Here is a 24,351-nt window from a genome sequence, read left to right as displayed (position 1 = left end):
CACCTATTTGTAAATAAAAAACCACCCTGAAGGATGGTTTTAAAGACTATAATAAATTATTATTTTATAATTTCAGCATCAATAACTTTGGCCCCGCTGTATTTTTGCTCGGCTTCCCAAAGTAAAAACTTATCAACTTCTTTGATGAGCTTGGGTATCGTTAACGATAATACTGCCAGGTCATCCATTACTCCAAGTACCGGTATGGCAAACTCAGGAAGAAGGTCGATAGGGGATATGATGTATAAAATTCCCAGTAGAGGAAGAATGATATCTATGGATTTCATTGGATATGCTCCTTTTCTCCACATTTTTACCATTCTGAATATGTCGGGAATCTTTCTCACAAAACCTTTGTGATTGATAGCTTCTTTAGCAATGTTTAACTTTGAATATTTCATTTTGTGTTTGGTTTTAAATAAGTTTTCAACGCTGTTAATTTCGCAAATCTTATACCAACAAATTATAAAATTTAGTTAAAGTAATTATTTAATAATATTGTCAATGAACTGATGCACAGTCTCTGTATTCCAATCTCTGTAAGCATCCTCTTTTATAATAATCCTTCCTGTTTTATCTAAAAGGAAAGTAGTGGGGAATACTTTTGGAAGAATTTTTTCAGAAATAGGACTTTGAGCAATATACACCGGAACAGTATAATTATTTTCTTTCAAAAATTTTCTTACATCCTCTTCCTTATCATTCATGGCAATAAGGACGAAATCAACATTGTCTTTTCTGGAATCATATAGCTTCTGAATAGTGGGCCATTCTTTTCTGCACGGTGGACACCATGTTCCCCAGAAGTTCAGAAAAACAGCTTTATTTTTAAAGTTTTTAAGATTGGTGCTTGAAGCGTTGATCCCTTTAAGGTCGATATCATAATCTTCCTCACTTATATGTACAGCATTTTCAATAGTAGCAATAGGAAAGAACTGATCTTTCATGAAATTTCTTATTCCCGGCACAAAAGCAATGATGGCAATAATGACGATGAGTACAATATAAATAATGTTCTTTTTCATTTACTGTTTTTTACTGTTAATAAGTATCAGACGTATTTTTATAATAAATCTAAAATTTCCTGAACAGAATCTTTACCTCTGTTTCTTGCATAATAAATCTGCAGGTCATTGTAAAAACTGTCTTTTGGATATCCTTCAGGATCAGCTTTATGTTTCATAAGCAGCTCATATCCATATTTCGGACGTGGGCCCCATGAATTTTTCACATTAAAATCTTTATCCATGATAATTACTTTAGGAATAGACTCTGTTCCATTGGTTAAAAACTGATTGATCAGACTTTTATCACTGTCTCTCAGGAAAACTTTGACTTCATTATGGCCTTCAAAGAACTTGAAAAGGGCGGGTACGGTAGCGCTTGCATCCCCACACCAAGCTTCAGAAATAATTAAAATCTTTCCGTCAAATTTTTTAGCCGCTAATTCCTTCAATTGCTCTTCATCCGGAACATACTTCTTGAGTGTTCTGTCCATTCTCTGAAGTCCCAGTTCGTAATATTGTTTGTAGTCCGCTTCCTGTTGGTTAGCTGGATTTTCTAATCTTTGTTTTGCAATTTGAAGGTATTCTTCAAATGAAATTCCTTTATCCCAGTAATTTTTCATTACCAAAAAATTATATTTAAAAATTATTGATATTTCTTGTTTTGTTGATCAAAAACAGATCAGCCAATACAAATGCAGCCAGAGCTTCTACTACAGGAACTGCTCTTGGAACCACACATGGATCATGACGCCCTTTGCCTTCTACAATAACAGGGTTTCCTTCTTTATCTATACTGTCCTGAGGCCTTAAAATAGTAGCTACAGGCTTGAATGCTACACGGAAATAAATATCCATTCCATTGGAAATTCCTCCCTGAATACCTCCTGAAAGATTAGATTTTGTGGTGAAATCTGTATTGAAGGCATCATTATGCTCCTTTCCGGTCATTTTTGCACCACAGAATCCACTGCCATATTCAAAACCTTTACATGCATTAATATTCAGCATTGCTTTTGCCAGTTCTGCCTGAAGTTTTGAAAATATAGGCTCACCAATTCCCACAGGAACATTTTTAATAACGCAGGTAATGGTTCCACCGATGGTATTACCTTCTTTTTTGATTTCTTTAATTTTTGAAATCATTTTTTCAGCAGTTTCCGCATCCGGACAACGTACATCATTGCTTTCAGTTTTAGAAAAATCCAATGCCTGATATGGCTTTTCACAGAAGATATCTCCTACGGAAGAAACGTAAGCATTTATTTCAAGTTCCGGTAGAAGCTGTTTGGCAAATGCACCTGCAACTACCCAGTTCATGGTTTCTCTTGCTGAAGATTTCCCACCCCCACGATAGTCCCTAAACCCAAATTTCTGGTCATAAGTGAAATCTGCATGACTCGGACGATATGCACCCGCAATATGGTCATAATCTTTTGATTTCTGATTTTCGTTTTCAATGATAAAACCGATTGGGGTACCTGTTGTTTTTCCGTCAAAAATTCCTGAAAGAAACTTTACGGTGTCACTTTCTTTTCTTTGGGTAACGATAGCAGACTGCCCCGGTTTTCTCCGGTTCAGCTCATACTGAACTTTTTCGAGATCTACCGTTAAACCTGCTGGAAAATTATTGATGATACCGCCATAAGCCACTCCGTGACTTTCTCCAAATGTTGTAAGACTAAGAAGATTACCTAATGTATTGAACATAGTACAAAATTACCTTTTTTTCTCCAGATAATAAAGTTTCAGTATTTGTTCTATTTATCAGTGTTTTTGATAGTGTTAATAACATCTTCGGCTTCTATTTTCTCTTTTGAAATCATTTTTTTCCATATAAAGCCTTTCCTGATGTCGTTTTTGTCGGAAAGCTGGGGAAATATTCCTGCTTTGCCGTCATCAAAAATAAAACTTGTTGATATGGCGGGAAGGGGAGTGTCAAAATTAAAAGGATAATTTTTCGAAACATTGAATTTTAAATTGCCCACCTCATAGGTATTGTATTGATGATATTCATAGGTTGATGGTCTGTAAAATTGTTTTTTTTCAAATCCAGCGATAAAATTTCCGGGTCTAAAACTTGGAAGATGTTCCTGAATGAAGTTTGGAAAGGACAAAATGAAAATAAATAATATACTTAATGTTGAGAAAACGGTGACTGATTTCCGTTTGTCAAAATAGTCATAAAAAAATATGAAAAATATCACAAAGAATACATCAATGAAAAAACGGTACTGAGCGGAAAAAGCAAGTACAAGTATACTTTTTATGAGTAATGAAATATAAATTAAAGTGACCAGCTTTCTTTTTTTGATCCAGGCAAATGCTGAAAAAGTAATCAGGCTTACCATAAACAGGATGTTGATTATGGATTTTATTCCGTCCAGGAAAAACCAGTTTCTGATGTAATCAAAGGTTGAGAATCTCTGAATTTCTTCATAAGAATACTGCATATCATATGTTTTTTGAACAGCATATTGTGAAGAAGTTTTTAAGATTTCAGGATTAGGTTTCCATGATACTCCCAAATCACCTAAGGCAACGGGAAATATGGGGTAACCGAATGTCCAGATATTTTTTACGAAAAATAAAAGGAGAATAAAAATTCCAAAAAACAGTTTTTTAAAATCTGATTTAAAAATAAAAACAGTACGAAGGAATGTCAATAAGGGCAGCCAGATCATGGTAGGCTTTATGGCAAAAATAAAAATGGAAAATGCAAAAAGTAAGGTTGTATTTCTGTTTCCAGCTATTATTTCATTCAAAATAATTAAAGAAAGTGCAATAACAGGGAGGTCAGGGCTTGGAGATTGTGAAAACAATAATAAAACAGGGAGAAAACACAGATGGATCCATGCTTTTCTTTCCATAATATAAATGGTATAAATAATCAACAGGATCGTATTGATTCTTAAAAAAGGATCTGAGAAATTTGAAAAACCAGCCTGAAAAATATGCCATACAGACATTTGGCCCAATGTAAAATCCAGATTGGAAATTCCTTTTATCAATCCATATTCAGTAAGCCATTGTATGGTTGGAACATAGTATCCGAAATGATCTAATATATAAGGCGAAAATGTACCGGCTAATATTATAATAAATGATATTGTAATCATTAAAAAAATATCCTTTCCTGAGAAATGATATAATTCCAGGTATGATTTATTTCTAAAAAAGAAAAGGAATCCCAATGAGAGGGTACCTATTTCTACATAAATATTTAAGGGGATAAAAAAGGAAAGGAGAGTCCATACTATACTTATTCCTAAAATTCCTGCTAAAGCTTTTGCGGCAATACCAGGAAAGAGAGAGCCCCAGAAAAGGTCCATGATTTTACCTGCACCAATCAGAACCGGAATGATAAAAATAGCAGAAAAAAGAATCAGTATCATAAAAAAAGATTGCTTAAAAATAAGCAATCTTTATATTGTATTGTTAAAAAATATTACCTGCGTGGCTGTACTCTTCCGTCTTTTCTGTCTCCTGATCTCCCTATGGCATATCCGGTAGCTCCACCTACTACACCACCAATTACAGCTCCAAGACCTCTGTTGTTTTTAGAAATAATAGCTCCTGCAGCGGCTCCACCTACAGTACCAATGATGGTTCCTTTAGCGGCTTTACTCATTCCTTTTTTCTTAGTTGTACCTTGTGAAGAACTGCTTCCGTTATCTGCATAATCTCCATTGCTTCCTCCGGAACTGGAATTAGAACCGGAGTTTCTATCTCTGTAGACTGTTCTGGTTTCTCTTATAACCTGTGGCTTTGAATTATTTTCAGCTCTTGCTTTTTTGCGTTCTGAAATGCTGTCAGATTTTTTCTGAGCTTCGTAAACCAGCTTTTCCTTTTCAATGGCTAGCTTCTGTTTTTCTATTTCAAGCTGTTTGGCCTGAAACTCAAGTTTTTGTGCTTCCAGAGATTTTTCAGCGATGTTATCATCCTTTTTGCAGGCCGTCATTAAAAAAACGGATAAAAAACCTGCTAATATTACCTTTTTCATAATTCAAATTTTAATAAGCTAGAGTCAAAACAACTTTAGTTTTATTTCTATTTCCAATTATGAAGCCAAATTTCTGTTAAAGGATGTTAAAATTATCAAATAAGGCAGAAGCTATTGTGTAAAATATCATAAATATTGTACGTTAGGTGTGTGTTCAGTATAGTTTTTGCTATTTGTTTAAAAGGTTTTTTGAGTGTTGGTAATGGGATTTTTTTTGTAAGAAGCTAATTGTAAGTTTTAATTAATTAATAGTTTTCTTTAAATTAATCTGAGATGATTAATTTTGAAGAACTAAATTACTTTCAATATGAAAAAAACAACATTTACAGCGCTGGCTTTCATCGGACTGCTAGGTACTGCTGTTTCATGGTCTTCTACTGATAATGTTATGAAGACACAGTCGCAAGCCCGTCCAGAGGTATCAAAGAATGAAACAAAAGAACAGACTTATAAGATACGATATGGTTTGCTTTCTAAAAATGGAACAAAAATTCTTTCCGGAAGTCATGATGTCGGTAGTTTTCTTGCTGAAAATATGACTACGGGTGATGTGTATGACACGTATTATAGCGGAGGCTTTCAGACTTTACCTCAGTATTATGAAGGAATTCCCGCAGGAACTTATACGTTTTCTGCAATGCAGGGACAGGGTGGCTGGACTGGCTATGGATCGGTTGTAGTGACTGTTTCAGATGCTCAGGTAGATGCTGATGGATATATTACAGTATATATTCCAATAACTTGGGAAGAATAATATTGCATAAAACAAAATATTTAGTAAATTTACCAACCTCTAAAAGAAGTATTTTTAATTAATTATTAAGTTAATTGCATTGGTTACTTAATTTATACTTATTATTTCATTCATGGTAAAATCAATCATAAATGTAATTATAGTATAAATAGTAAACATTTTACGATATTCTGTTTGGATTTTTCTGAATAGATTTTTTTCATCATTTGTGTTTTTTAGGCCTCCTGATTGGAGGTCTTTTCTATGTATAATAATGGAGAAATTATTCTTTTTAATGAATGTCTACCTTTAAATTAAGGAAGGTACAGGAGTTTTAGATACAATAAGTAATTATTTTTATTCCATAAAAAACTCCTCAAATGAGGAGTTCTTATTATAAGTGTAGCGTTACCTTTATCTTGTTAAGCAAACGATGAAAAGTACTGGTTTGATAAGCCAGGAGTTGATATATTTCTTCTGAATTGGTATAGGTTTCGGGAACATTCTGGTTATTGATCTTCTTGATTCCTCTTCTTTTCATGGTATCATAAATCACTTTAGCGAAAGATTCTTTTGCTCCCTTCTTGCTGCTATGCTGTGAAATTCCATTAGAATGAAGCCGGTAGAGGTATAAAGGTTCTTTGATGTACTTTACATCACCATATTCCAGAATTTTCAGATATAGATCCTGGTCAACAGCACTTCTCAGTGTTGGATTAATGCCTGAAGTTTTTAAATACGTTTCTTTTTTAAAGGTAAAAAAATGGGCGAATTGAATAGGGCAATTGAAAAAATATCGGTTATTATAGACTTGTTTGGTACTGGCAAACACCTTATCAGCGATAAGATTGGCATCACACAGCATCATCTGGGAATAGGTAGCTACAAGATCGTTATTATTTGCAAATTCCTGGATTGTTTTTTCCAATGCTTGCGTATAGATAGCATCATCAGGGTCAAGGTAAGCACATAGCTCTCCCTCGGCATATTTCATGCACTCTCTTTTGGTGAATCCACAGCCCTGATTTACTGTATTGTGATACAGTTTGAAACGGGGATCATCTTTGATAATTGATTGTATAACTTCTACTGAATTATCTGTAGAGGCATCATCAACAATGATGGCTTCCCAATTTTCATAAGTTTGATTGACTAATGAATTATAGCAGTCCCTAAAATACTTTCCATTATTATAGTTGGCTATAAGTATAGAAAATTTTATCACGTTTTTTTGAGTTAATTAATGTGTAAAACTATAAAACTATATTCATGAAAAACATATCTTTGATCATAGTATAGTTGATATATTTTTCTTATTTTATAGGTTTTTAGTTTTGATTTATTATTACAAAATAAAAATTATTTTATGACTGAGGTCATAAAATAAAAATAAAAAGCAGCATAATTTTGAATAAAGATTAAATATTATTATTTTATTTCTGAATATATAAAATTTTTTTTTCATCATTTGTGTTTTTTAAGGCCTCTTCTGGAGGCTTTTTTTATTTTAAAAATAACAGCAGATGAAAAGATAGTACAGATCTGGTGCAAAGGTTTGGGTAATATAAACTTACATCAATACAGTCTTTCTTTGATGCAATATTCTATTTTTATTAAATGAGCCGAGAAAATAGATTAGAAATCGATTTTGATGAACTAGCTTTTATAACCTAATCAGATGGAGCCAAAAAAAAGAGTCCTTATAAAAATGAACTTCATAAGCCAGAGGATTTAATATTCGTGTTTCTTCTTTTGTTCATTTTAACAATAAGCTTAGTATTTTGTCAATGCCACTATTTACGTGTAATCCCAATAAACATTTTTTAATTAAATTTTATTTTTCATTTTAAAAAAAATATCTTCAAATTAATTTATAATTATCAAGATATTTTGCATTAAATTTACGGATTTAATTTTCAATTTATAATGGTTGGAATTTATGGCTGCTTTTTTTATTTTTTATAATTCAGCTTTTTTATTAGACTTATTATTGAATGATCTTTAATTATATTGATTATTTGGTGTTTTCTATTTAGAATAATTGTAATTAGTGAGATTTTATTTTTAATAATATGGAAAAAAACAGGTGAAAATATTAAAATATAATATTTAACCTTTTGAAAATATACATTAAAATATTTTTATCAAAATTTAAATTTTGGCACGATTTTTCAATGTAGATATGTAACTCATGTTTAATTTGAGTTTTCATGGTTATTAGTTTTTATCCTCGGAATTTCCGAGGATTTTTTTTATATGATCCTGATCATAAAAGTGAAATGAACTTATTAATTATTTTTATGTAATAATTTTTTTACATATCATCACTTTTTGCATTATTTATTAAGCTTCTCTGTGAAAGGGAAGCTTGTTTTGTTAAAACCATAAAATATTAACTTCCTAATTCCAACTGGTTTTTCACTAATTTATAATATTCACCGTTTTTAGTGACCAATTCCTGATGACTGCCTTCTTCTACTATTTTCCCCCCATGTAAAACGATAATGTTGTCGGCATTTTTCACAGTTGATAAACGATGAGCTATAATGACTACTGTTTTTCCTTTAAAAAACTCCTGAAGGTTATCATGGATTACTTTTTCATTTTCAGCATCCAGGGCTGATGTTGCCTCATCAAAAAATAAGTATTGAGGATCTTTATATACTGCCCTTGCAATGAGTATTCTTTGTTTCTGGCCCCCGGAAATTCCATTACCTGAAGCTCCAATTCTGGTATTATATCTCAAAGGAAGAGAGTTTACAAATTCACTGATATTGGCTGTTGTAACTGCTTTTAATAATTTTTCATCATCACCCGCTTCATCATGGGTAATGATATTTCTGGCGATGGTATCAGAAAATATAAATCCGTCCTGAAGAACAACTCCTGAACTTTTTCTGATGCTTTTAGGAGAAATATTTAAAATATTCGTTTTTCCGAAACTTATTTTACCCGATACAGGATTATAAAATCTCAGTAAAAGTTTCATTAAGGTTGTTTTTCCACTTCCGCTGGCTCCCACAATCGCGGTGACCTTGCCGTGGGGAATGGTAAGCGAGATATCTTTCAATACATAAGGTGATTGAGGCCCTTCATACTGAAATGATACATTTTCAAAGCGTATATCGCCTGCTGTATCTTCATTGGATTCGATAGGTTGGTCGTCTTCTTTTTCTTCTTTGGATTTAAACTGAACTTCATTAAGCCTTTCCATACTTAGTTTTGCATCTTGAAAGGAACGGAAGAAATTCACCATTTGACTTACGGGGGAATTCATCTGCCCTATTATGTAAGATACGGATAAAAGAGCTCCCAAAGACATGTTTCCCTTTACAACATAGGTAGCAGCCAGGAAAGTGACAATTATATTTTTAAGCTGATTCAAAAACTCAAATCCGGACATTTGATACTGATCAATTTTTAAGATCCTGATATTAAGTTTAAACAGTTTCTTTTGAATTTTTTCCCATTCTGAGATTTTAAAATCTTCAAATTGATTTAATTTCATTTCGGTAACTCCGTTCAGCATCTCATAGATGGAATCCTGATTTTCACTACGGAGTTTAAATCGAAAATAATCCATTACTTTTCTCTTTCTAAGCCAGTAAAATGACCATGCAATAGAGATCAGGGTTAAAATGGAATAGACTAACAATATTTTGACATCGTAATACGCGAGAACACCAAAAAAAACAGAGAAGGTGACTATGGAAAAAAATGTGAGTAAGCTCTGGGAGGTTAAAAATTCCTCAATCCTATTATTGTCCTGAATTCTTTGCTGGAAATCTCCAAGCAGTTTGGTGTCGAAAAACCGGATGGGAAGTTCTATTATTTTTTTTAAAAAGTCTGAAATAATTTTGATACTCAGATGGGTACCTATATAGAGGGTCAGCCAGTTTCTGAAGATATTGATAACGATACTGCCTAAAAATAATGACAGCTGTGCCAGCAGGATAATAAAAATAAAATTTAAATTCTTTGAACTTACTCCGTCATCTATCAGAGACTGTGTAAGAAATGGAAAGATCAATGTGATGGCACTTCCTGCAAGAAGCAGGCAGAACATCAGTGCTATTTTTTTTTTGTAGGGTTGTAGATATTCAACAGTCTGCTTAACGGTTAGTAGTTTCTGCTGAGGAGGTTCATTTTCATAAAAAGAATCTGTAGGAGTTAAATAGACAGAAACTCCTTTGCTGTGATCTGAAATCCAGGATTCTTCGAATTTTTCCTGAGAAATTTTGATGATACCATGAGCAGGATCGTAAATTTCAAATATTTTTTTTTTGGAGAATAAGGAATTGCTAACTTTATTGAGTACAACAAAATGGTTTTGGTCCCAGTGTAAAATAACAGGCTTCTTACTATTTTCAATATTGGAAATTAAGTGGTCAGACTCCTCTTTTACAGCATGGTAATCGAATCCTATTTTTTTTGAGGCTTCTCCTATGCCTAAAAGAGAAACCCCTTCTTTTGTAATATAGGAGTTTTCTCTAAGGTATTCCAATGGGTATTCTTTTCCATAAGAATTGGCCACCATGCTTATACAAGCAGGGCCGCAATCCATTTGATCATATTGAGCAATAAAACGCACTATCTTAATTATTTATCTTTGATTGGTAATAAGGATACTGAGCAACAATGAAAACATGTGCTTTGATGGAAAACCTGTTTCAATTTTGTATTGTTGAGCATTTTGATTTATGCTTCGGAAACAGGATTAATTAAGGGATACAGTTATTAAAATTTTGTTTTCCCCAGTGTGTGCTTAATCTTTTTTTACTTTCAATTTTCTCAGATTAGAAAGCATTACATTTTTTTTATCTAACGTCAGCTGATCTGTTTTTCCACTAATTCTCAGTGAAGCTACATTTTCTATATTCAGAACTAAGGTTTGAGTATCAACGGTGAGATCTATTTTTCCGGCATTGATAACCTTAAGTTTGATTGTTCCGAACTGGGCTTTATCTGTGGTTTGTACTATTCCCAGATTATAGGCATTGATGAAAATGTCATCACTTTTTGATGTAATATAAAGGTTGTAATTATTTTTTTTGCTTTCTTCGGTAGAATGGACTGCCTTTACAGAGGCAATACCATCAGTTATGCTGAATTGGATCTCTTTGTCTTTGTCTGAGCTCCTTTCCACAATAATTGAATTTTCGGAACCTTTAGTGAAAAATACCTGGGCAATATCTTCAATCCTGATTTCTTTAAAATCTGTTTTTTCGGTATTTAATTCGCTTTTAATCATTTGGGAATGAGCTTTTTCAAAAGAGAAGAAAAGGGTCATTACGATAAATAATTTGAATACTTTCATAGGATTGGCTGGTTTTCTAGTTTATTAAATGAGGAATGGCTGATTATTTCATCACAAAAATCTAAGATAGTGATTTTTTCATTTTCCTTATGTTTTTCTGCTGTTGTGATCACATCGGCCAGGATGTCAAAAATCATGGATTTGCGAAGGTCGTCACTATTGTATTCCAGGTATGCGGGGTCGTAAACAATATTTTCAAAAGTGATTGGAATTTTGTCTATCAATAGTCTGAATATGTCTTTTAAGATCATAAGCGCCTGGTCCACTTCCATTGATCTGAAACTGATTCTTGCCAGGTTGTGGATCTGCTGAATTTTATGAAAGAAAACTATAGGAAATCTTTTTTCAAAATAAGAATCCAGTTCCATTGTTTTTTTTGTACCTGTGAAGGCAGCAGAAAAATCTCCTTTCCTGTAGTGCAGATAGGCATCAATAGGTACACAAATCAAATCATATAGTTTTTTTTCATCTTCACTCAGTGAAGATTTGTCTATGTATTTTCCTGCTCTTACTATAAGATTTTCAGCGGTAAGGATATTTCCATGTCTGGATTGTTCCAGAGCTTTCTGATAATTTTCATAGTAAAATAGGAATATTTTTTTATTTAAACATACAGAATTAATCATCTCATTCACATGTTCGTCAAATTTCAGCTGCTCTTTGTATTTTTGCTTGTTTAGCTTTTCCAGCTGATCTAGTTTACTATAAAGATTATCAAATTTTTTCATGGTATTTATTTTAAAAGGCACTTAAAACTTCTGATCCTTTTTGAGCAATTATATAGGATAAAGCGATCCTGTCTTCCATATTGAATTTAAATGACGGACAAGAAAAAATTCCCTCTTTCCATGTTTTAGGGCATGCTCCTCCACAGATAGGAAGTATTTTACAGGTATGGCACGGAGAGTTTGATTTGTTTTCCCTAATCAGGTCGTTCCAGTCAATAAATGGTCTTTCTTCCAATAAATTGCTGGGTTCTGTTCTGTTTAAATTTCCTAAAATATAACCGGATTTGTCATAAGCCGGAACATATGAAATTTCTGTACAGTTATAAATATTTCCGTAAGCATCTATCAGTTCTGCTTTTGGATCTATAGCCATACATGTCTGTTTTTTTCTGTTAGGTACCACAGGGGTATTGAATTCCTTTTTAAGGCAATACATCACCCAGTCAATCTCTTTATCTGCAAAGTTGGCAATTTCCAGAGACATCAGGTGGGCGTCATTTCCCCAGGAATGTATAGGGGCAACATAGAAACTGGAAAGCTTTTTATGAATTCCCAAAGAATTCAGCTCATCAATTAACAGGGTAACGCTGTCGTGATTGGTTTGATCTACATTACAGCGGATATTTACAGTAGTATTTAATTCAGAAAAACCTTCATAGTTGAATATATCAATAAGATTGTCGAGAATGATTCTGTAACTTTTCTCTCCTGATTTCAGGAATCTTCTTTTGTCATGGTATTCTTCTGTACCGTCTAATGTAATTTCAAAAAAGCTGAGGTGATAGTTTTTAACCAGATCCAGGAAAACATTCAATTTTAAAGACAACCCATTAGTTACCATTTTTGAAGAGTATCTTAAATTGTGCTTGTCGGCTAATGCTTTTAATCTTGGAGTTAATGCTTTAATATTGCTTAAGGCCATTAGCGGTTCCGCTCCAAACCAACCTATTTCCAGAGCGTCAAAATTATTTTCTCTTTCAAGTTTAAATTTTACCCTTTCAACAATAGCATCCATTTGTTCATTATTCAATAGGGCTTTGGTATGGTTTTGCCCACAGTATCCACATCCCAACTGGCAGTTGGCTGTAGGTTGTATCACCTGATACAACGTTCTGCTTTCGGCAATACTTGTTTTATTTTCTAGTATCACTTCATCCAGCTCATTTTCTTCTTTTGGTACAATGAGGTCTGATGCCAGAAGCTTAGAAAAAACATTCTCAGGAAGATCATCATAATTTTCATTTTCATACAGTAGGGCAGTGTGGCTTTCTAAAGCCATTGTTTCGCCACTCCTTGTAGAATAAAAAAGCACGGTATCATTTCCTACTTCCGATTTTATTTTATAATAAGAGTTTTTGAACATAGTATAGTTTTTAAAAGGGTTAAAAACCTCCATAACTATTGAAAATAGTTATGGAGGATAATTAATTTACTCTATAGTAGAGATTTCTTTAGTTGGAGTGGTTGGAGTTGTTGGAGTACAACCGATATTACAACCAGAGTTTACGTTTACTGTACACAGTGGTTGCCATCCTGCAGCCTGTCCACCTCTGATAGCTAATTGCTCATTTACACTAATGATTTCACCTCTATTTACAGCGTCTAATTGTACAGCACTGTAAATGTTCTTAAGTTTTGAATTTTTCATGTTAATTAAAATTTTAAATTAAAGTTTTTGGTAAAGTTTTGATACATTAACCTTCTTTGGTATTTGTTTGCAAACGGTTATATTTATTCGTAGTCGTGTATTGTGCACATACAAAACCGGAAATCATATTATTTTAATCTGTTTTTTTCATCACTGTTTCCTGCTTCTCTGCTTTTACTCCTAATATTTTTGTTTCCAAAGTTGTATCGTAGGGATAGCCTCAGTCTTCTGGTATCCGCATACACATTGTAGGTTTGGGTGATACCATTGGTGTATGTTGTGTTATCAGGATTACTTGTTTTTAAAATATCATCTATGCTAATAGAACATTGCAGGTTTTTATTGAGGAACAAGAACCTTAACCCGAGATCTAACCTCATCGACCCGCCTTGTTTATATATCAACCCTTTATTGGGTGCGTTGTAATTGTAATTAAGCTCTCCCGATACTGTTTTACTTTTATTAAGTACAAAACTGTTGTTTAGTGAGAAGGCGAAACCAAGCCCGCTTTGAGAAGGTACAGCATCTTTATACTGATCATCAATCTTGGTTTTTATATAATAAATATTGTATTGGGCATTGCTTTCTAACCAGCTCCATTTATTGAAAACATAATTCTGTGAAATTCCATAGGCATAGCTTTTATAATAATTTAACCTTGTAAAAACCTGAGTCAAATCATCTTTGACATAAGGGACCTGACTAAACCCGTTGCTTTTTAGCTGGGTGAAAAATGAAGTAAATAATTTTTCCTTATAAGTATGTGTCAGTTCAAAATTATGACTGATTGCTGGCTGTAAAAAAGGATTCCCCTCAGCATAAGAGTTGGCATTGAAATACCACTTAAAAGGGTTTAATTCCCAAAACGAAGGTCTGTTTATTCTTTTACTATAGCTCAGGTTGATGGTATTAGTCTCATTAATAGCTCTAAGTATGTAAAACGTTGGAAAAATTTTAAAATAATCATTTTTATATTCCGTATTGTTGGTGACAGATTTAGACGTAGTCTGGGTATATTCTGCTCTTGCCCCTAATTTTATCTGCCATTTTTCTCCAAAGCTTTTAGCAAGATCAAAATAGGCAGCCTGTATGTTTTCTCTGTATTGATAAGCATCAGTCTGTAACGGATCTACTACAGGAGTTCCAGTCGTCTGATCTATAAATTTTATGGAACTGTCGTTTTTTGTTGAAGTTAACTTCGCTCCATAAGTATAATTTGCAAACTTTGCAGGGTGGATAAAATCAATCTTAGCTGATAAGTTATTGATATCCTGTTGCCCTAGATTCTGTGCTGATAATTGTAACACATTGTTTTCATGCGTGTCAAAAAGCCTGTTTTTATCTTCCTTAAATTTGAAATAATCCAAATCAACAGAGAATTTTTTTCCTAAAGAATCAAGATCGTGTGTGAAATGCAGGTTTAATGAATTGTTCCAGTTTTTCACATCTGTTTCAGCAAGCGTTGATAAAATTTTATTTTCCTGACCTTGTCTGCTAAGTAGGTTTACAATATTCGTTTCCTGGACGTCCGGTGTGGAATTATAAAATTGAAAAATCGCTCCAATACTTGATTTTTTTGAAATCTGATAGTCCGCTGATACTTTTACACTCTGAACATCTTTGCTGTCCTTTCTTTTCACTTTACTCATCCATAAATAGGATGGATATTCAATATTTGATCTCTCGGTTACATTTTCATTTCCTTTTTTAGCATCCAGCATGATTGAAAATGAGTATCTGTCTTTGTTATAGTTAAATGTATTCCCCAGGGATAATGCAGGATAGCTGGTTTGTGTATAAGTAGTCCTTGTACTGTTACTCCAGGAATTCTGTTTTGCTTTTTTCAGCTGAATATTGATAATACCACTGTTCCCTTCAGCATCATATTTTGACGGAGGTGTGGTAATCACCTCTATACTTTTTATATTTTCAGATGAGGTGGCTCTTAGATAGTTCATCAGGGCTTCTCCTGATAACTGAACCATTTTTTCATCTATCATAACAGAAACAGAGCTTTTGCCAATAATACCGATAGTGTTTCCCTGAATGGCAACACCCGGTGTTTTTTTCAAAACCTCTACGGCATCAGAGCCGGAAGCTGTTATTGAGTTCTCAACATTAAAAACCAGTCTGTCAACCTTTCTTTCTATAAGTTTTTTCTTCATGTTGATCTCGACTTCCTGTATTTGCTTTTCGACTATCTTGTTCACAGAATCATTTTTTTTCTGTTGTGAAAACATAAAAACCGAAAATATAATACTAAGAGTAGAGATTGTTTTTTTCATTGATATTAGTTATTTCTGATGTTGATATGAGGCAGATAAAAAAATCTCACTACATTCTTGCTTTAGACAAATATGCTGTAAGCTTGAATGATTATCAAGGAAATGCTTTATAAATTCATGAATTTATCCCTGCCTTTTGATAAGTTTATTGATTTTAATTATCTGTAAATGAGTGTGTTGTGTTGTTTTTGTTATGTTTTTAAATTTCTATTAAATAAAAAAATATCAAGGAAAATTTATGTTGTTTTTTGAAAATTTGGCTCTGTATTTACAAAAAATAACCATAAATATGGCTGTAAATTTTACATTGGAAGTACAAAAAAACGTAGCTGATTGTTTTGGAAAGATGAAAATAGCATGATATATTTTTTATTGTTAAATAACCATATGTCTATTAAACCGATTTATGCGCTGTAAATATTTTATTGATTTTACAGTAAAATAAATAAATTAATAACATATTAGTAATATTTAATTTCTCCCCCAATAAGTACTTTTGACAATCTGTGCACACATCTACGGTTCATTTTTGAATTAAAAAATAAGTATCACAAAAATTTAAAATTTCGAAGCAGGTGATTTATCTGGTGTGTAGCTTGAATTAATACGATGCTTGATCTATCAACAGAGAATTACAAGAAATGATCAGTATAGCTTAATCAGAATAAGCTAAAATGTAAGAAGTTGAATTTTATAGATCAGGAATTTGCTATTATGACCCTGGTCATGCTTCAAAAATAGGATAATTTTTATATTTGATGCTTTGAAGATTATATTTCTGCCAATTAATACTTTGCCTGTCGGTAGTTTGCAAGGTTTTTCTTTTTTTGATGATTAAGATCATGGATTATAAGAATAATAATTGATATCTTTGGAGGAAGATAGAGTTTTCAAAACCTATTTTAAGTTATTGTTAACCTCCTGAATGGGAGGTTTTTTTGTTTCCATATTTTATGACCTTACTCATAAAAGCAGTACTATAAAGTATTGTAATTTCGATAACAAGTTTTTCATCGCCCGTTTATTTGAATTGTTCCCCGGAGAAGTCCGGGGTTTTTAATTTTATGATTATACTCATAATTACCTCTCTCAATCTTTTTTAATTTTATAAAACATTATTATCATCCATATTTATCTTTTATCTGCCTCCCATTCTTTCCGGGAGGCTTTTTTTTGAAAACATTGATGCTTCAGGTTCTTCTGAATGTTAAAAGATAACAATTTTACAATATGGAAAAAGCGTAAATTTTTAAATATACTCGTTAAATCATAAAAAAACCTCTAAATAAAATTTAGAGGTTTTTGAAGAGGTACCTAGCGGATTCGAACCGCTGTAGATGGTGTTGCAGACCACTGCCTAGCCGCTCGGCCAAAGTACCATTTTTACCATTTTTGAGGTGTGCAAATATAGTGAAATTTCTTAATGAACAAAAGTTTTCAGGCAATTTCTTTCTTTCCAAGACTGTCAATTTCGCTTTTTGCTTGAATTTCAGTCTGATAATTTTTGATGTTAATAACTCTTGTTTCGCTCCATTTATCATGCCAGCCATTCTCACCTAAAAAAGAGAGGGCATCAAAAGGAACAATTCTGGAGATATTCCGGATAAGATAATCATTGAAGGTAGGTTCTGTACCATCAATACAAATAACTTTAGTTCCTGTAATATACTTACCGATGGATCTTCCTTTGGTAAAGTATTCAATAAGGAAGGTGTATATAAAATAAATTAAAGAGGTTATCAGTATATCAACAAATCTATTCATTTGTGACATTTTATAAATAATTTTGATGAAAAAGTCAATGTTTGCAAGTTGATATAGTAGGGATGAAATAAACCCAAGAGCAAGAAATGCCAAAGTAATGACAAGCCTGTCAATAACAAAATTAGCGAACCTTGTCCACTTTTGGGATCTGTTTCTATCCACAATTACTAAATATTTTCTCATAGTTGGTTATTAGTTTTTATAATTAATTTTATTTGAAGTTTAAAATCCGTTGACAAGAAGTTTTAATGCTGCATTTGTATCAATTACAGCGGTAATTCCTGTGCTGTTCAGCAGGATTTTACTGGGTTTAAGATTAAAAACTTTTCCATTCATCTTTAACCCTTTATAATATTCTTTGTTAAAAGCATCTTCAATACTTTTTCTGGATGCTTCTTCCAGTTCCTGAGTTGGGATACCGTATTCCTCTTCAATCATTTTGACAATTTTCCCCTGAAATAATACGGAAGCTGTTTTTTGCAGGATATTGGTGGTTTTCAGTTTAAATTTGGTTTCTGATAAAACAATTTTTCTTTTTGCTTCGTCATACACCGGAATCCCTGAAATGATAGCTGTTCCTTTGATGTAGCCGTCGGTTTGGGCTTCGAGGATAACCCGGTTATCAACACCGTAGACTCTGATGTCTGTTACTTTTACTTTAGAATCCCGTATGTCAAATTCTTTATTTAAGAAAGTCTTTCTGGCCATGCTGCTGGCTTCTGTAAAAGGGATATTGGCTGTAGTCTGCAAAAGGAATTTATCTGCAACAGTAGGAGAGAAGTTGAAATTCGTTACTGCAGTTACAGGTTGAGAGGCCACAGGCTTACTTCCTGTAAAAGTTTCAGAATAAATATCCATTCCAAGTGTGGCATTGATCTGGTTCCCGTAGAATTTTAAAGGAGTGATATTGACCCCAACAGGGCTTATTTTCAGCCAAGTATTATATTCCTCAGAAATATTGAACGGCTGTAGAAAAGTATTCCAGGCCATTAATGCATATTGTTGAAAGTTCAGCTGGGTAGCCATTTGCTGATCAATGGTTTTACAGAATTTTTGCTGTTGTTCCCGGAGGCTTTTTTCAACAATAGGTGTGATAGGAATTTGTATTCTTCCATAATCCAGGACAGGTTTTGTAACCCATCTGAAGCCATTGGGCTGTGTATTGGTGGTAATGGTCCAGTTATTTTTTAAGCTTACGGTCGTATTAAAAGACATCACCGTTTCAAAGGTTGTATTTTGATACGTATACACGCCTAATGTTCCAATGCCTTTTTCTGCCCATATTTTTAAAGGAACTTCAATTAATAAGTTTTGGCTGGTTCCTCCTACCAGACGAATAGGCCTGGTTTTCCATACCTTTACTTTAAACTGGTCGTTATTATTATCGGTATAAGAGTCATCCTGATACACAAGCTCTTTTACCGAAGCATTGATCATATTACTAAGTTCCGAAAGAGGGATCGTTACCGGCATTGTAATACTGGATTTGATCTTTGGAAAATTGTAACTGGCTAATTGGTTATCAACGCTGGCCTGGCCAAAAGCATTGATACATGCTACTAAAAATAATATTTTAATGAATTTCAACGGTCTATCTTTTTTATGAAACGAAAATAAGAATTTTAATTTCCCGGTTTAAAACTTTTTTCAAGCTCAATGCTGGCTCCTCTCATCTCTCCCTGCATAGGAGGAGCCGTTTTGGTTACTCTGAGTCTGATGTAGTCAACCTGAGGAAAGTTGTCATGGATTTTAGATATTATTCTTCCTGCCACATGTTCCAGAAGTTTTGATTTGATCTTCATCTCGGTATGAATAATGTCATTGATATCTGCATAACTTATGGTGTCATTCAGATTATCGGATTCCGCAGCTTCCCAAAGATCAGTGTGAAGCTCCAGGTTTAGAATATAATATGTTCCTATAATATTCTCTTCCGGGAGTACACCGTGGTAGGCATATATTTTTACATCCTCAAGATATATTTTACTCATTGTCTCAAATTTTACTAAGCAAAAATCGCTTTAATTCTTCAAAATCCGAACTTATTTCTACAGTTTTTTTCTCCTTTTTCATAAGGTCACTCAATGCTTCGGGAATTTCCACTTTTACAGCAGTAGCTTTTTCTACGGCTTCAGGAAATTTTACAGGATGTGCAGTTCCGAGAATAAATCCTTTCTTGCCAGGATTTACTTCTAAGTACTGTTCCAGTGAGGTGAAGGCAACGGCGCTGTGAGGTTCAAGAATGTAATGATATTTTTTATAAACATCAGCAATAGTTTCTAAAGTCTGCTGGTCATCTACTGAATATCCGGAGACTTTATTTTTTAAATGATCAAACTGATGATCAAAAAGCTCTAAGATCCTCACAAAATTACTGGGATCTCCTACATCCATTGCATTGGATAGGGTAGCTATTGCTTTTTGAGGGATAAAATTTTGAGTATTCAGATAATCCGGAACTGTGTCATTTTCATTGCATGCCGCGATGAAATGCTCCGCCGGAAGCCCCCGGAAATGAGCCAGAAGCCCGGCACAAATATTCCCGAAATTTCCACTGGGAACACATATTACAGGTTTTTCAGTTTCATATTGGTTCCATTGTTTTAAGGCGAGTAAGTAATACATCTGTTGGGGAAGCCATCTTGCCACATTGATAGAATTGGCGGACGTCAAAAATAAATGATCATTAATTTCTTTATCTGAAAATGCTTGTTTTACCAGGCTTTGGCAGTCATCAAAACTTCCGTTGATCTCCAGTGCTGAAATATTCTCACCAAGTGCTGTGAGTTGTTTTTTCTGAACCGGGCTTACTCTGTTTTTGGGATAAAGGATAACTACATCAATTTCCGGAAGCTTATAAAAACCATGAGCAACGGCACCTCCTGTATCTCCTGAAGTGGCAACAAGTACCGTCACTTTTTTTCCCTGATCTTTTAAAAAATAGGAAAGACACCGGCTCATAAATCGGGCTCCAATATCTTTGAATGCTAAAGTAGGACCATGAAAAAGTTCTAAAATGGATATTTTATCGTTAATTTTTTTCAAAGGAATATCAAAACTGACCGTTTCTGAAACAATTTCCCACAATATCTCCTCGGGAATTTCATCTCCCACGAAATCTCTCATACACCTGTAAGCAATTTCTTCATGAGTATATTGATGAAGATTTTGAATAAACTCCTCTTCAAACTGAGGAATGCTTTCGGGGAAAAACAATCCTTTTTCTTTTCCCTGGCCTTTTATAGTTGCTGTTCTGAAATCAACTTTTTCTAAGCTGTCTTTTAAATTATAATAGTTCATCTGTATTATCTTCTATATTCTTAATTATACTTTTTCAATGATTTCAATCCCTGAAGGGTTTATTTTGGATACATATACCAAACTTTCAATCCCTGCTTCATCGTAAACAGACTTCATCATCAGGGCAATTTCCTCTGCTGTTTCTTTTTTCTCGGCCAGCATAAAAATAGAAGGTCCTGACCCTGAAATTCCACCTCCTAAGGCACCGATTTCTATACTTTTCATTTTAATTTCATCAAATTTTGGAATTAAAATACTTCTGACAGGCTCTATAATAACATCATTAAGGCTTCTGCCAATAAGAGAGAAATCGTTATTCTGAATCCCAGCTATTAACCCGGCGATATTTCCCCATTGCTCAACAGCACTTTTTAAAGAGATATTTTTCTTTAAGATTTGTCGCGAGTCCGATGTTTTTACTTCAACCTGAGGATGTACAGCGGCTACAAAAAGCTCAGGAGTATTCAACGGGATGATGTCGAGAGGATGGGTGGATTTTACCAATGTGATTCCACCATAAATACAAGGGGCAATATTGTCTGCGTGACGTACTCCCGAAGCAAGCTCTTCTCCAAACATGGCAAAATGAATCATCTCATCCGCAGATAATATATTTCCTAATAACACATTGGCACCAAAGGCAGCTCCGGCGGCACTTGCCGCACTGGAGCCGAGCCCGCTTCCCGGTTTTATATGTTTACGAATGATCACTTCAAAACCATGAAAAAGGTTAAAGTGTTCCTGAATCTTCAGCAATACAATGCCTGCCACATTTTTTAAAGGTTCTTCAGGAAGTCCGAAGAGATCTTCATGTTTTATAATAATGTCGGGAGCATCTAATATTCTCAGCTCCATTTCGTCATAAGGATCATGTATAGCCATTCCTAAAATATCAAACCCACAAACCAGATTGGCCACTGTAGCAGGTATTTTTAATCGTATTCTTTTCATAATTTCTGTTTTTTTTAAATTGAGCGCATAATATCTGCAAAAACACCGCTTGCCGTTACCTCAGCCCCAGCCCCGGCTCCTTTTACCACCAATGGCTGTTCGGAATATCGTAACGTTTGAAAAATGACTATATTATCTTTGCCATAAAGATGAAACAAGTCACTTTCCGGAGCTACATGCTGTAACCCTACATTGGCTTTTCCGTTTTTAAACTCGGCAGTATATTTTAAAATTTTGCCGGCTTTTCGGGATTCATTAAGCAGATTTTTAAAATGGTCTTCATGTTTTGTAAGCTTTTCATAAAAATCTTCTACACTTCCCTGCATACATTCTTCAGGAAGGAAACTGGTATTTTCTATTTCTTCAAATTGGAGCGGATATCCGGCTTCTCTGGCGAGGATTAAAATCTTGCGGGCTACATCAGTTCCTGAAAGATCAAGTCTGGGATCAGGTTCTGTGTATCCTTCTTTCTGAGCCTGTGCAACCACCTCGGAGAAAGTTCTGCTTCCATCATAATTATTAAAGACAAAATTTAATGTTCCGCTGAGTACGGCCTGAATTGATGTAATTCTATCACCACTCTTGATCAAATCACTGATAGTGCCTATAACCGGAAGCCCAGCCCCTACATTCGTTTCAAAATAGAAACTGCAACTGTGGTTTCTCGCTGCATTTTTTAATGTTTTATAGGTTTCAAAATCTGATGAGGCTGCTATTTTATTACAGGCAACAATATTAATACTCCTTTTTAACAGGCTTTCATAGACTTCCGGGATTTTAGAGCTTGCTGTAACATCTACGAAAACAGAATTCCGAAGATTACGGGATATAATTTCCTCTGCAAATCTTTGGGCAGAAGCTTTTTCACCCTGCTCTTTCCAGTCCGAATATTCCTCCCGGCTTATTCCCTGATCTGAAAATATCATGTGACGGCTATTGGACAACCCGGCAATTCTTAAATTAATCAGGAAATTTTCTCTCAGATAAGGATTCTGATTATAAATCTGCTGTATCAGTTTGGAACCTACATTACCTGTTCCACAGATATAAAGGTGGATTTGTTTTATTTCAGATTCAAAAAATTCTTCATGAAGGATATTGACTGTTTTTTTGGTGTCATTTTCTGAAATGACTATGCTGATATTTCTTTCCGAGGAGCCCTGTGCAATAGCTCTTATATTGATGCCATTATTTCCAAGGCACCCGAACATTTTAGCACTCACACCACTTCTGCTTTTCATATTTTCTCCTATCAGGGCAATAATAGAAAGCCCGGGTTCTATTTTTACCGGAGCAATTCTTTTTAGATTAATATCATCTGCAAAAGAAGCGTTGATGGCAGCTTCTGCATAAAAAATATCCTTTTCATTAATGGCTATGGTGATAGAATGTTCCGAAGAACCCTGGGTAATAAGAATGATATTAACCTTTTCATGGCTCAGGCATTGGAATAGCTTTGCAGAAATCCCCGGGATACCTACCATTCCACTTCCTTCTAAAGTAAGAAGAGCAATACTACTCATGTTTGATATTCCTACTGCAATTTGTTTTTCATCATTCTCCGAAGCTGTTAGATGATGGGATACCAATGTTCCCCGGGCATCAGGATCAAAAGTATTCTTGATTTTAAGATCAATATTTTTTATCATCACAGGTTGGATGGAAGGTGGGTATAGCACTTTAGCTCCGAAATGGGAAAGTTCCATTGCTTCATGATAAGAGATTTCTGCAATAGGTTTTGCATTGGATGCCAAACGGGGATCGGCAGTCATCATTCCGTTTACGTCTGTCCATATCTGAAGTTCATCAGCCTGAATGGCCGCAGCAATGATAGAAGCAGTGTAATCGGAACCTCCCCGCCCTAACGTTGTTGTATTGTTTTTTTCATCACGGGCAATAAAACCGGGGCAGATAATGATTTGATTCTGATGTTCGCTGAGATATTTTTTCAGATTGTCTCCTGTATGATCAAAATGTACTTTAGCATTGGTAAAACTGCTGTCGGTTCTAATCAGTTCTCCAGCATTCATCCACAGGCAGTCTAAACCTTCAGACTGAAGTCTTGCTGCAATAATATTTGAAGATAAAAATTCTCCGTATGAAGCTATTTTATCTTTTATTCTGGGGGTAAATTCACCTAATACAAAAATGCCATTATAAAAATCCTCCAGATCATTAAAATGTTTTTTAACAAAACTCAGCCATGAACTTTGTTCTAAAACAGGGATAAGCTCTTTGACCAAGATTAAATGTTTCTCTTCAAGATTCTTGATAAGCTGCAAGTAATTTTCATTTTTTTGAGAGGCATATTCAGCTGCTTTAATCAGCTGATCCGTTACACCATGAAGTGCGGATACTACAACGACTGCTCTGCTTTGCAATGATTCTCTTTTTATAATATTTTCTACCAGCAAAATATTTTGGGAGGTGGCGACTGATGTTCCGCCAAATTTTAAAATTTTCATCAATTATTTATTTAAGGTTGGATAAAACAAAATGTTTACTCTTTAGAAAAAAGAGTACAGGTACCGGAAATAATATGTGAAAATTTACCCCGTTATGGGGTAGTTGTTGTAGTTGTAAATGTAGAAACAGAAGATATGCCTGAAATAGGTAAT

General features: G+C 34.0%; 20 protein-coding genes and 1 tRNA gene. 1 reads left to right on the top strand and 20 read right to left on the bottom strand.

Annotated features, from left to right (window positions below):
• Positions 1-59: 59 nt before the first annotated feature.
• From MP477_RS14175 to MP477_RS14150, 6 genes are all read right to left on the bottom strand, one after another.
• A complete protein-coding gene (locus tag MP477_RS14175) occupies positions 60-401 on the bottom strand; it encodes a YkvA family protein (RefSeq protein WP_230038018.1) in 342 nt (113 codons plus the stop codon).
• Positions 402-485: 84 nt separating this feature from the next.
• Positions 486-1,025, bottom strand: coding sequence for a TlpA disulfide reductase family protein (locus MP477_RS14170; RefSeq protein WP_257190918.1), 540 nt, complete (start codon positions 1,023-1,025; stop codon positions 486-488).
• A 38-nt stretch (positions 1,026-1,063) separates the two neighbouring features.
• Positions 1,064-1,627, bottom strand: coding sequence for a thioredoxin family protein (locus tag MP477_RS14165; protein WP_257190917.1), 564 nt, complete (start codon positions 1,625-1,627; stop codon positions 1,064-1,066).
• A gap of 16 nt (positions 1,628-1,643) precedes the next feature.
• On the bottom strand, positions 1,644-2,714 hold the full coding sequence (gene aroC, locus MP477_RS14160) for a chorismate synthase (RefSeq protein WP_257190916.1): 1,071 nt from the start codon (positions 2,712-2,714) through the stop codon (positions 1,644-1,646).
• A gap of 50 nt (positions 2,715-2,764) precedes the next feature.
• On the bottom strand, positions 2,765-4,399 hold the full coding sequence (locus MP477_RS14155; protein WP_257190915.1) for a hypothetical protein: 1,635 nt from the start codon (positions 4,397-4,399) through the stop codon (positions 2,765-2,767).
• 53 nt (positions 4,400-4,452) lie between these two features.
• Positions 4,453-5,007, bottom strand: a complete 555-nt coding sequence (locus MP477_RS14150; protein WP_257190914.1) for a YMGG-like glycine zipper-containing protein — start codon at positions 5,005-5,007, stop codon at positions 4,453-4,455.
• A 307-nt stretch (positions 5,008-5,314) separates the two neighbouring features.
• Between MP477_RS14150 and MP477_RS14145 the strand changes: the two genes are divergently transcribed.
• Positions 5,315-5,761, top strand: coding sequence for a hypothetical protein (locus MP477_RS14145; protein WP_230038006.1), 447 nt, complete (start codon positions 5,315-5,317; stop codon positions 5,759-5,761).
• Positions 5,762-6,134: 373 nt separating this feature from the next.
• On the opposite strand, the gene MP477_RS14140 is transcribed toward MP477_RS14145, so the two are convergent.
• The 14 genes from MP477_RS14140 to thrA all read right to left on the bottom strand — a co-directional run bounded on the left by MP477_RS14140 (position 6,135) and on the right by thrA (position 24,198).
• Positions 6,135-6,965 carry a glycosyltransferase gene (locus MP477_RS14140; RefSeq protein ID WP_257190913.1) on the bottom strand — a complete coding sequence of 277 codons (831 nt, stop codon included), beginning with the start codon at positions 6,963-6,965 and terminating at the stop codon, positions 6,135-6,137.
• Between the two features lie 1,167 nt (positions 6,966-8,132).
• Complete coding sequence (locus MP477_RS14135; RefSeq protein ID WP_373567430.1) at positions 8,133-10,304, bottom strand: peptidase domain-containing ABC transporter; 2,172 nt, start codon at positions 10,302-10,304, stop codon at positions 8,133-8,135.
• A 201-nt stretch (positions 10,305-10,505) separates the two neighbouring features.
• Positions 10,506-11,057 (bottom strand): DUF2807 domain-containing protein, encoded by a 552-nt coding sequence (locus MP477_RS14130; RefSeq protein WP_257190911.1) that lies wholly within the window; start codon positions 11,055-11,057, stop codon positions 10,506-10,508.
• On the bottom strand, positions 11,054-11,785 hold the full coding sequence (locus tag MP477_RS14125; protein ID WP_257190910.1) for a hypothetical protein: 732 nt from the start codon (positions 11,783-11,785) through the stop codon (positions 11,054-11,056). Before MP477_RS14125 ends, MP477_RS14130 begins: the two co-directional genes overlap by 4 nt.
• A gap of 10 nt (positions 11,786-11,795) precedes the next feature.
• Entirely contained in the window at positions 11,796-13,148 is a 1,353-nt protein-coding gene (locus tag MP477_RS14120) for a radical SAM/SPASM domain-containing protein (protein WP_230041220.1), read from the bottom strand.
• 66 nt (positions 13,149-13,214) lie between these two features.
• Positions 13,215-13,433, bottom strand: a complete 219-nt coding sequence (locus tag MP477_RS14115) for a hypothetical protein (protein ID WP_230041219.1) — start codon at positions 13,431-13,433, stop codon at positions 13,215-13,217.
• Between the two features lie 128 nt (positions 13,434-13,561).
• On the bottom strand, positions 13,562-15,643 hold the full coding sequence (locus tag MP477_RS14110; RefSeq protein WP_257190909.1) for an outer membrane beta-barrel family protein: 2,082 nt from the start codon (positions 15,641-15,643) through the stop codon (positions 13,562-13,564).
• Between the two features lie 1,383 nt (positions 15,644-17,026).
• Positions 17,027-17,097, bottom strand: a tRNA-Cys gene (locus MP477_RS14105).
• Between the two features lie 58 nt (positions 17,098-17,155).
• The gene (locus MP477_RS14100) at positions 17,156-17,665 is read right to left on the bottom strand and encodes an RDD family protein (protein ID WP_230041217.1); all 510 of its coding nucleotides are present in this window, start codon (positions 17,663-17,665) and stop codon (positions 17,156-17,158) included.
• A 39-nt stretch (positions 17,666-17,704) separates the two neighbouring features.
• Positions 17,705-19,069 (bottom strand): DUF4403 family protein, encoded by a 1,365-nt coding sequence (locus MP477_RS14095; RefSeq protein ID WP_257190908.1) that lies wholly within the window; start codon positions 19,067-19,069, stop codon positions 17,705-17,707.
• Positions 19,070-19,104: 35 nt separating this feature from the next.
• Entirely contained in the window at positions 19,105-19,473 is a 369-nt protein-coding gene (folB, locus tag MP477_RS14090; protein WP_257190907.1) for a dihydroneopterin aldolase, read from the bottom strand.
• Positions 19,474-19,477: 4 nt separating this feature from the next.
• The gene (thrC, locus tag MP477_RS14085; RefSeq protein ID WP_257190906.1) at positions 19,478-20,782 is read right to left on the bottom strand and encodes a threonine synthase; all 1,305 of its coding nucleotides are present in this window, start codon (positions 20,780-20,782) and stop codon (positions 19,478-19,480) included.
• Between the two features lie 24 nt (positions 20,783-20,806).
• Positions 20,807-21,733: a homoserine kinase gene (locus MP477_RS14080; protein ID WP_257190905.1), complete on the bottom strand. Its 927-nt coding sequence runs from the start codon at positions 21,731-21,733 to the stop codon at positions 20,807-20,809.
• 14 nt (positions 21,734-21,747) lie between these two features.
• A complete protein-coding gene (gene thrA / locus MP477_RS14075; RefSeq protein ID WP_257190904.1) occupies positions 21,748-24,198 on the bottom strand; it encodes a bifunctional aspartate kinase/homoserine dehydrogenase I in 2,451 nt (816 codons plus the stop codon).
• Positions 24,199-24,351 lie beyond the last annotated feature (153 nt).

Source organism: Chryseobacterium sp. WG23 (assembly GCF_024586575.1).
GTDB lineage: Bacteria > Bacteroidota > Bacteroidia > Flavobacteriales > Weeksellaceae > Chryseobacterium.
This window is presented reverse-complemented; position numbering and strand designations above follow the sequence as displayed.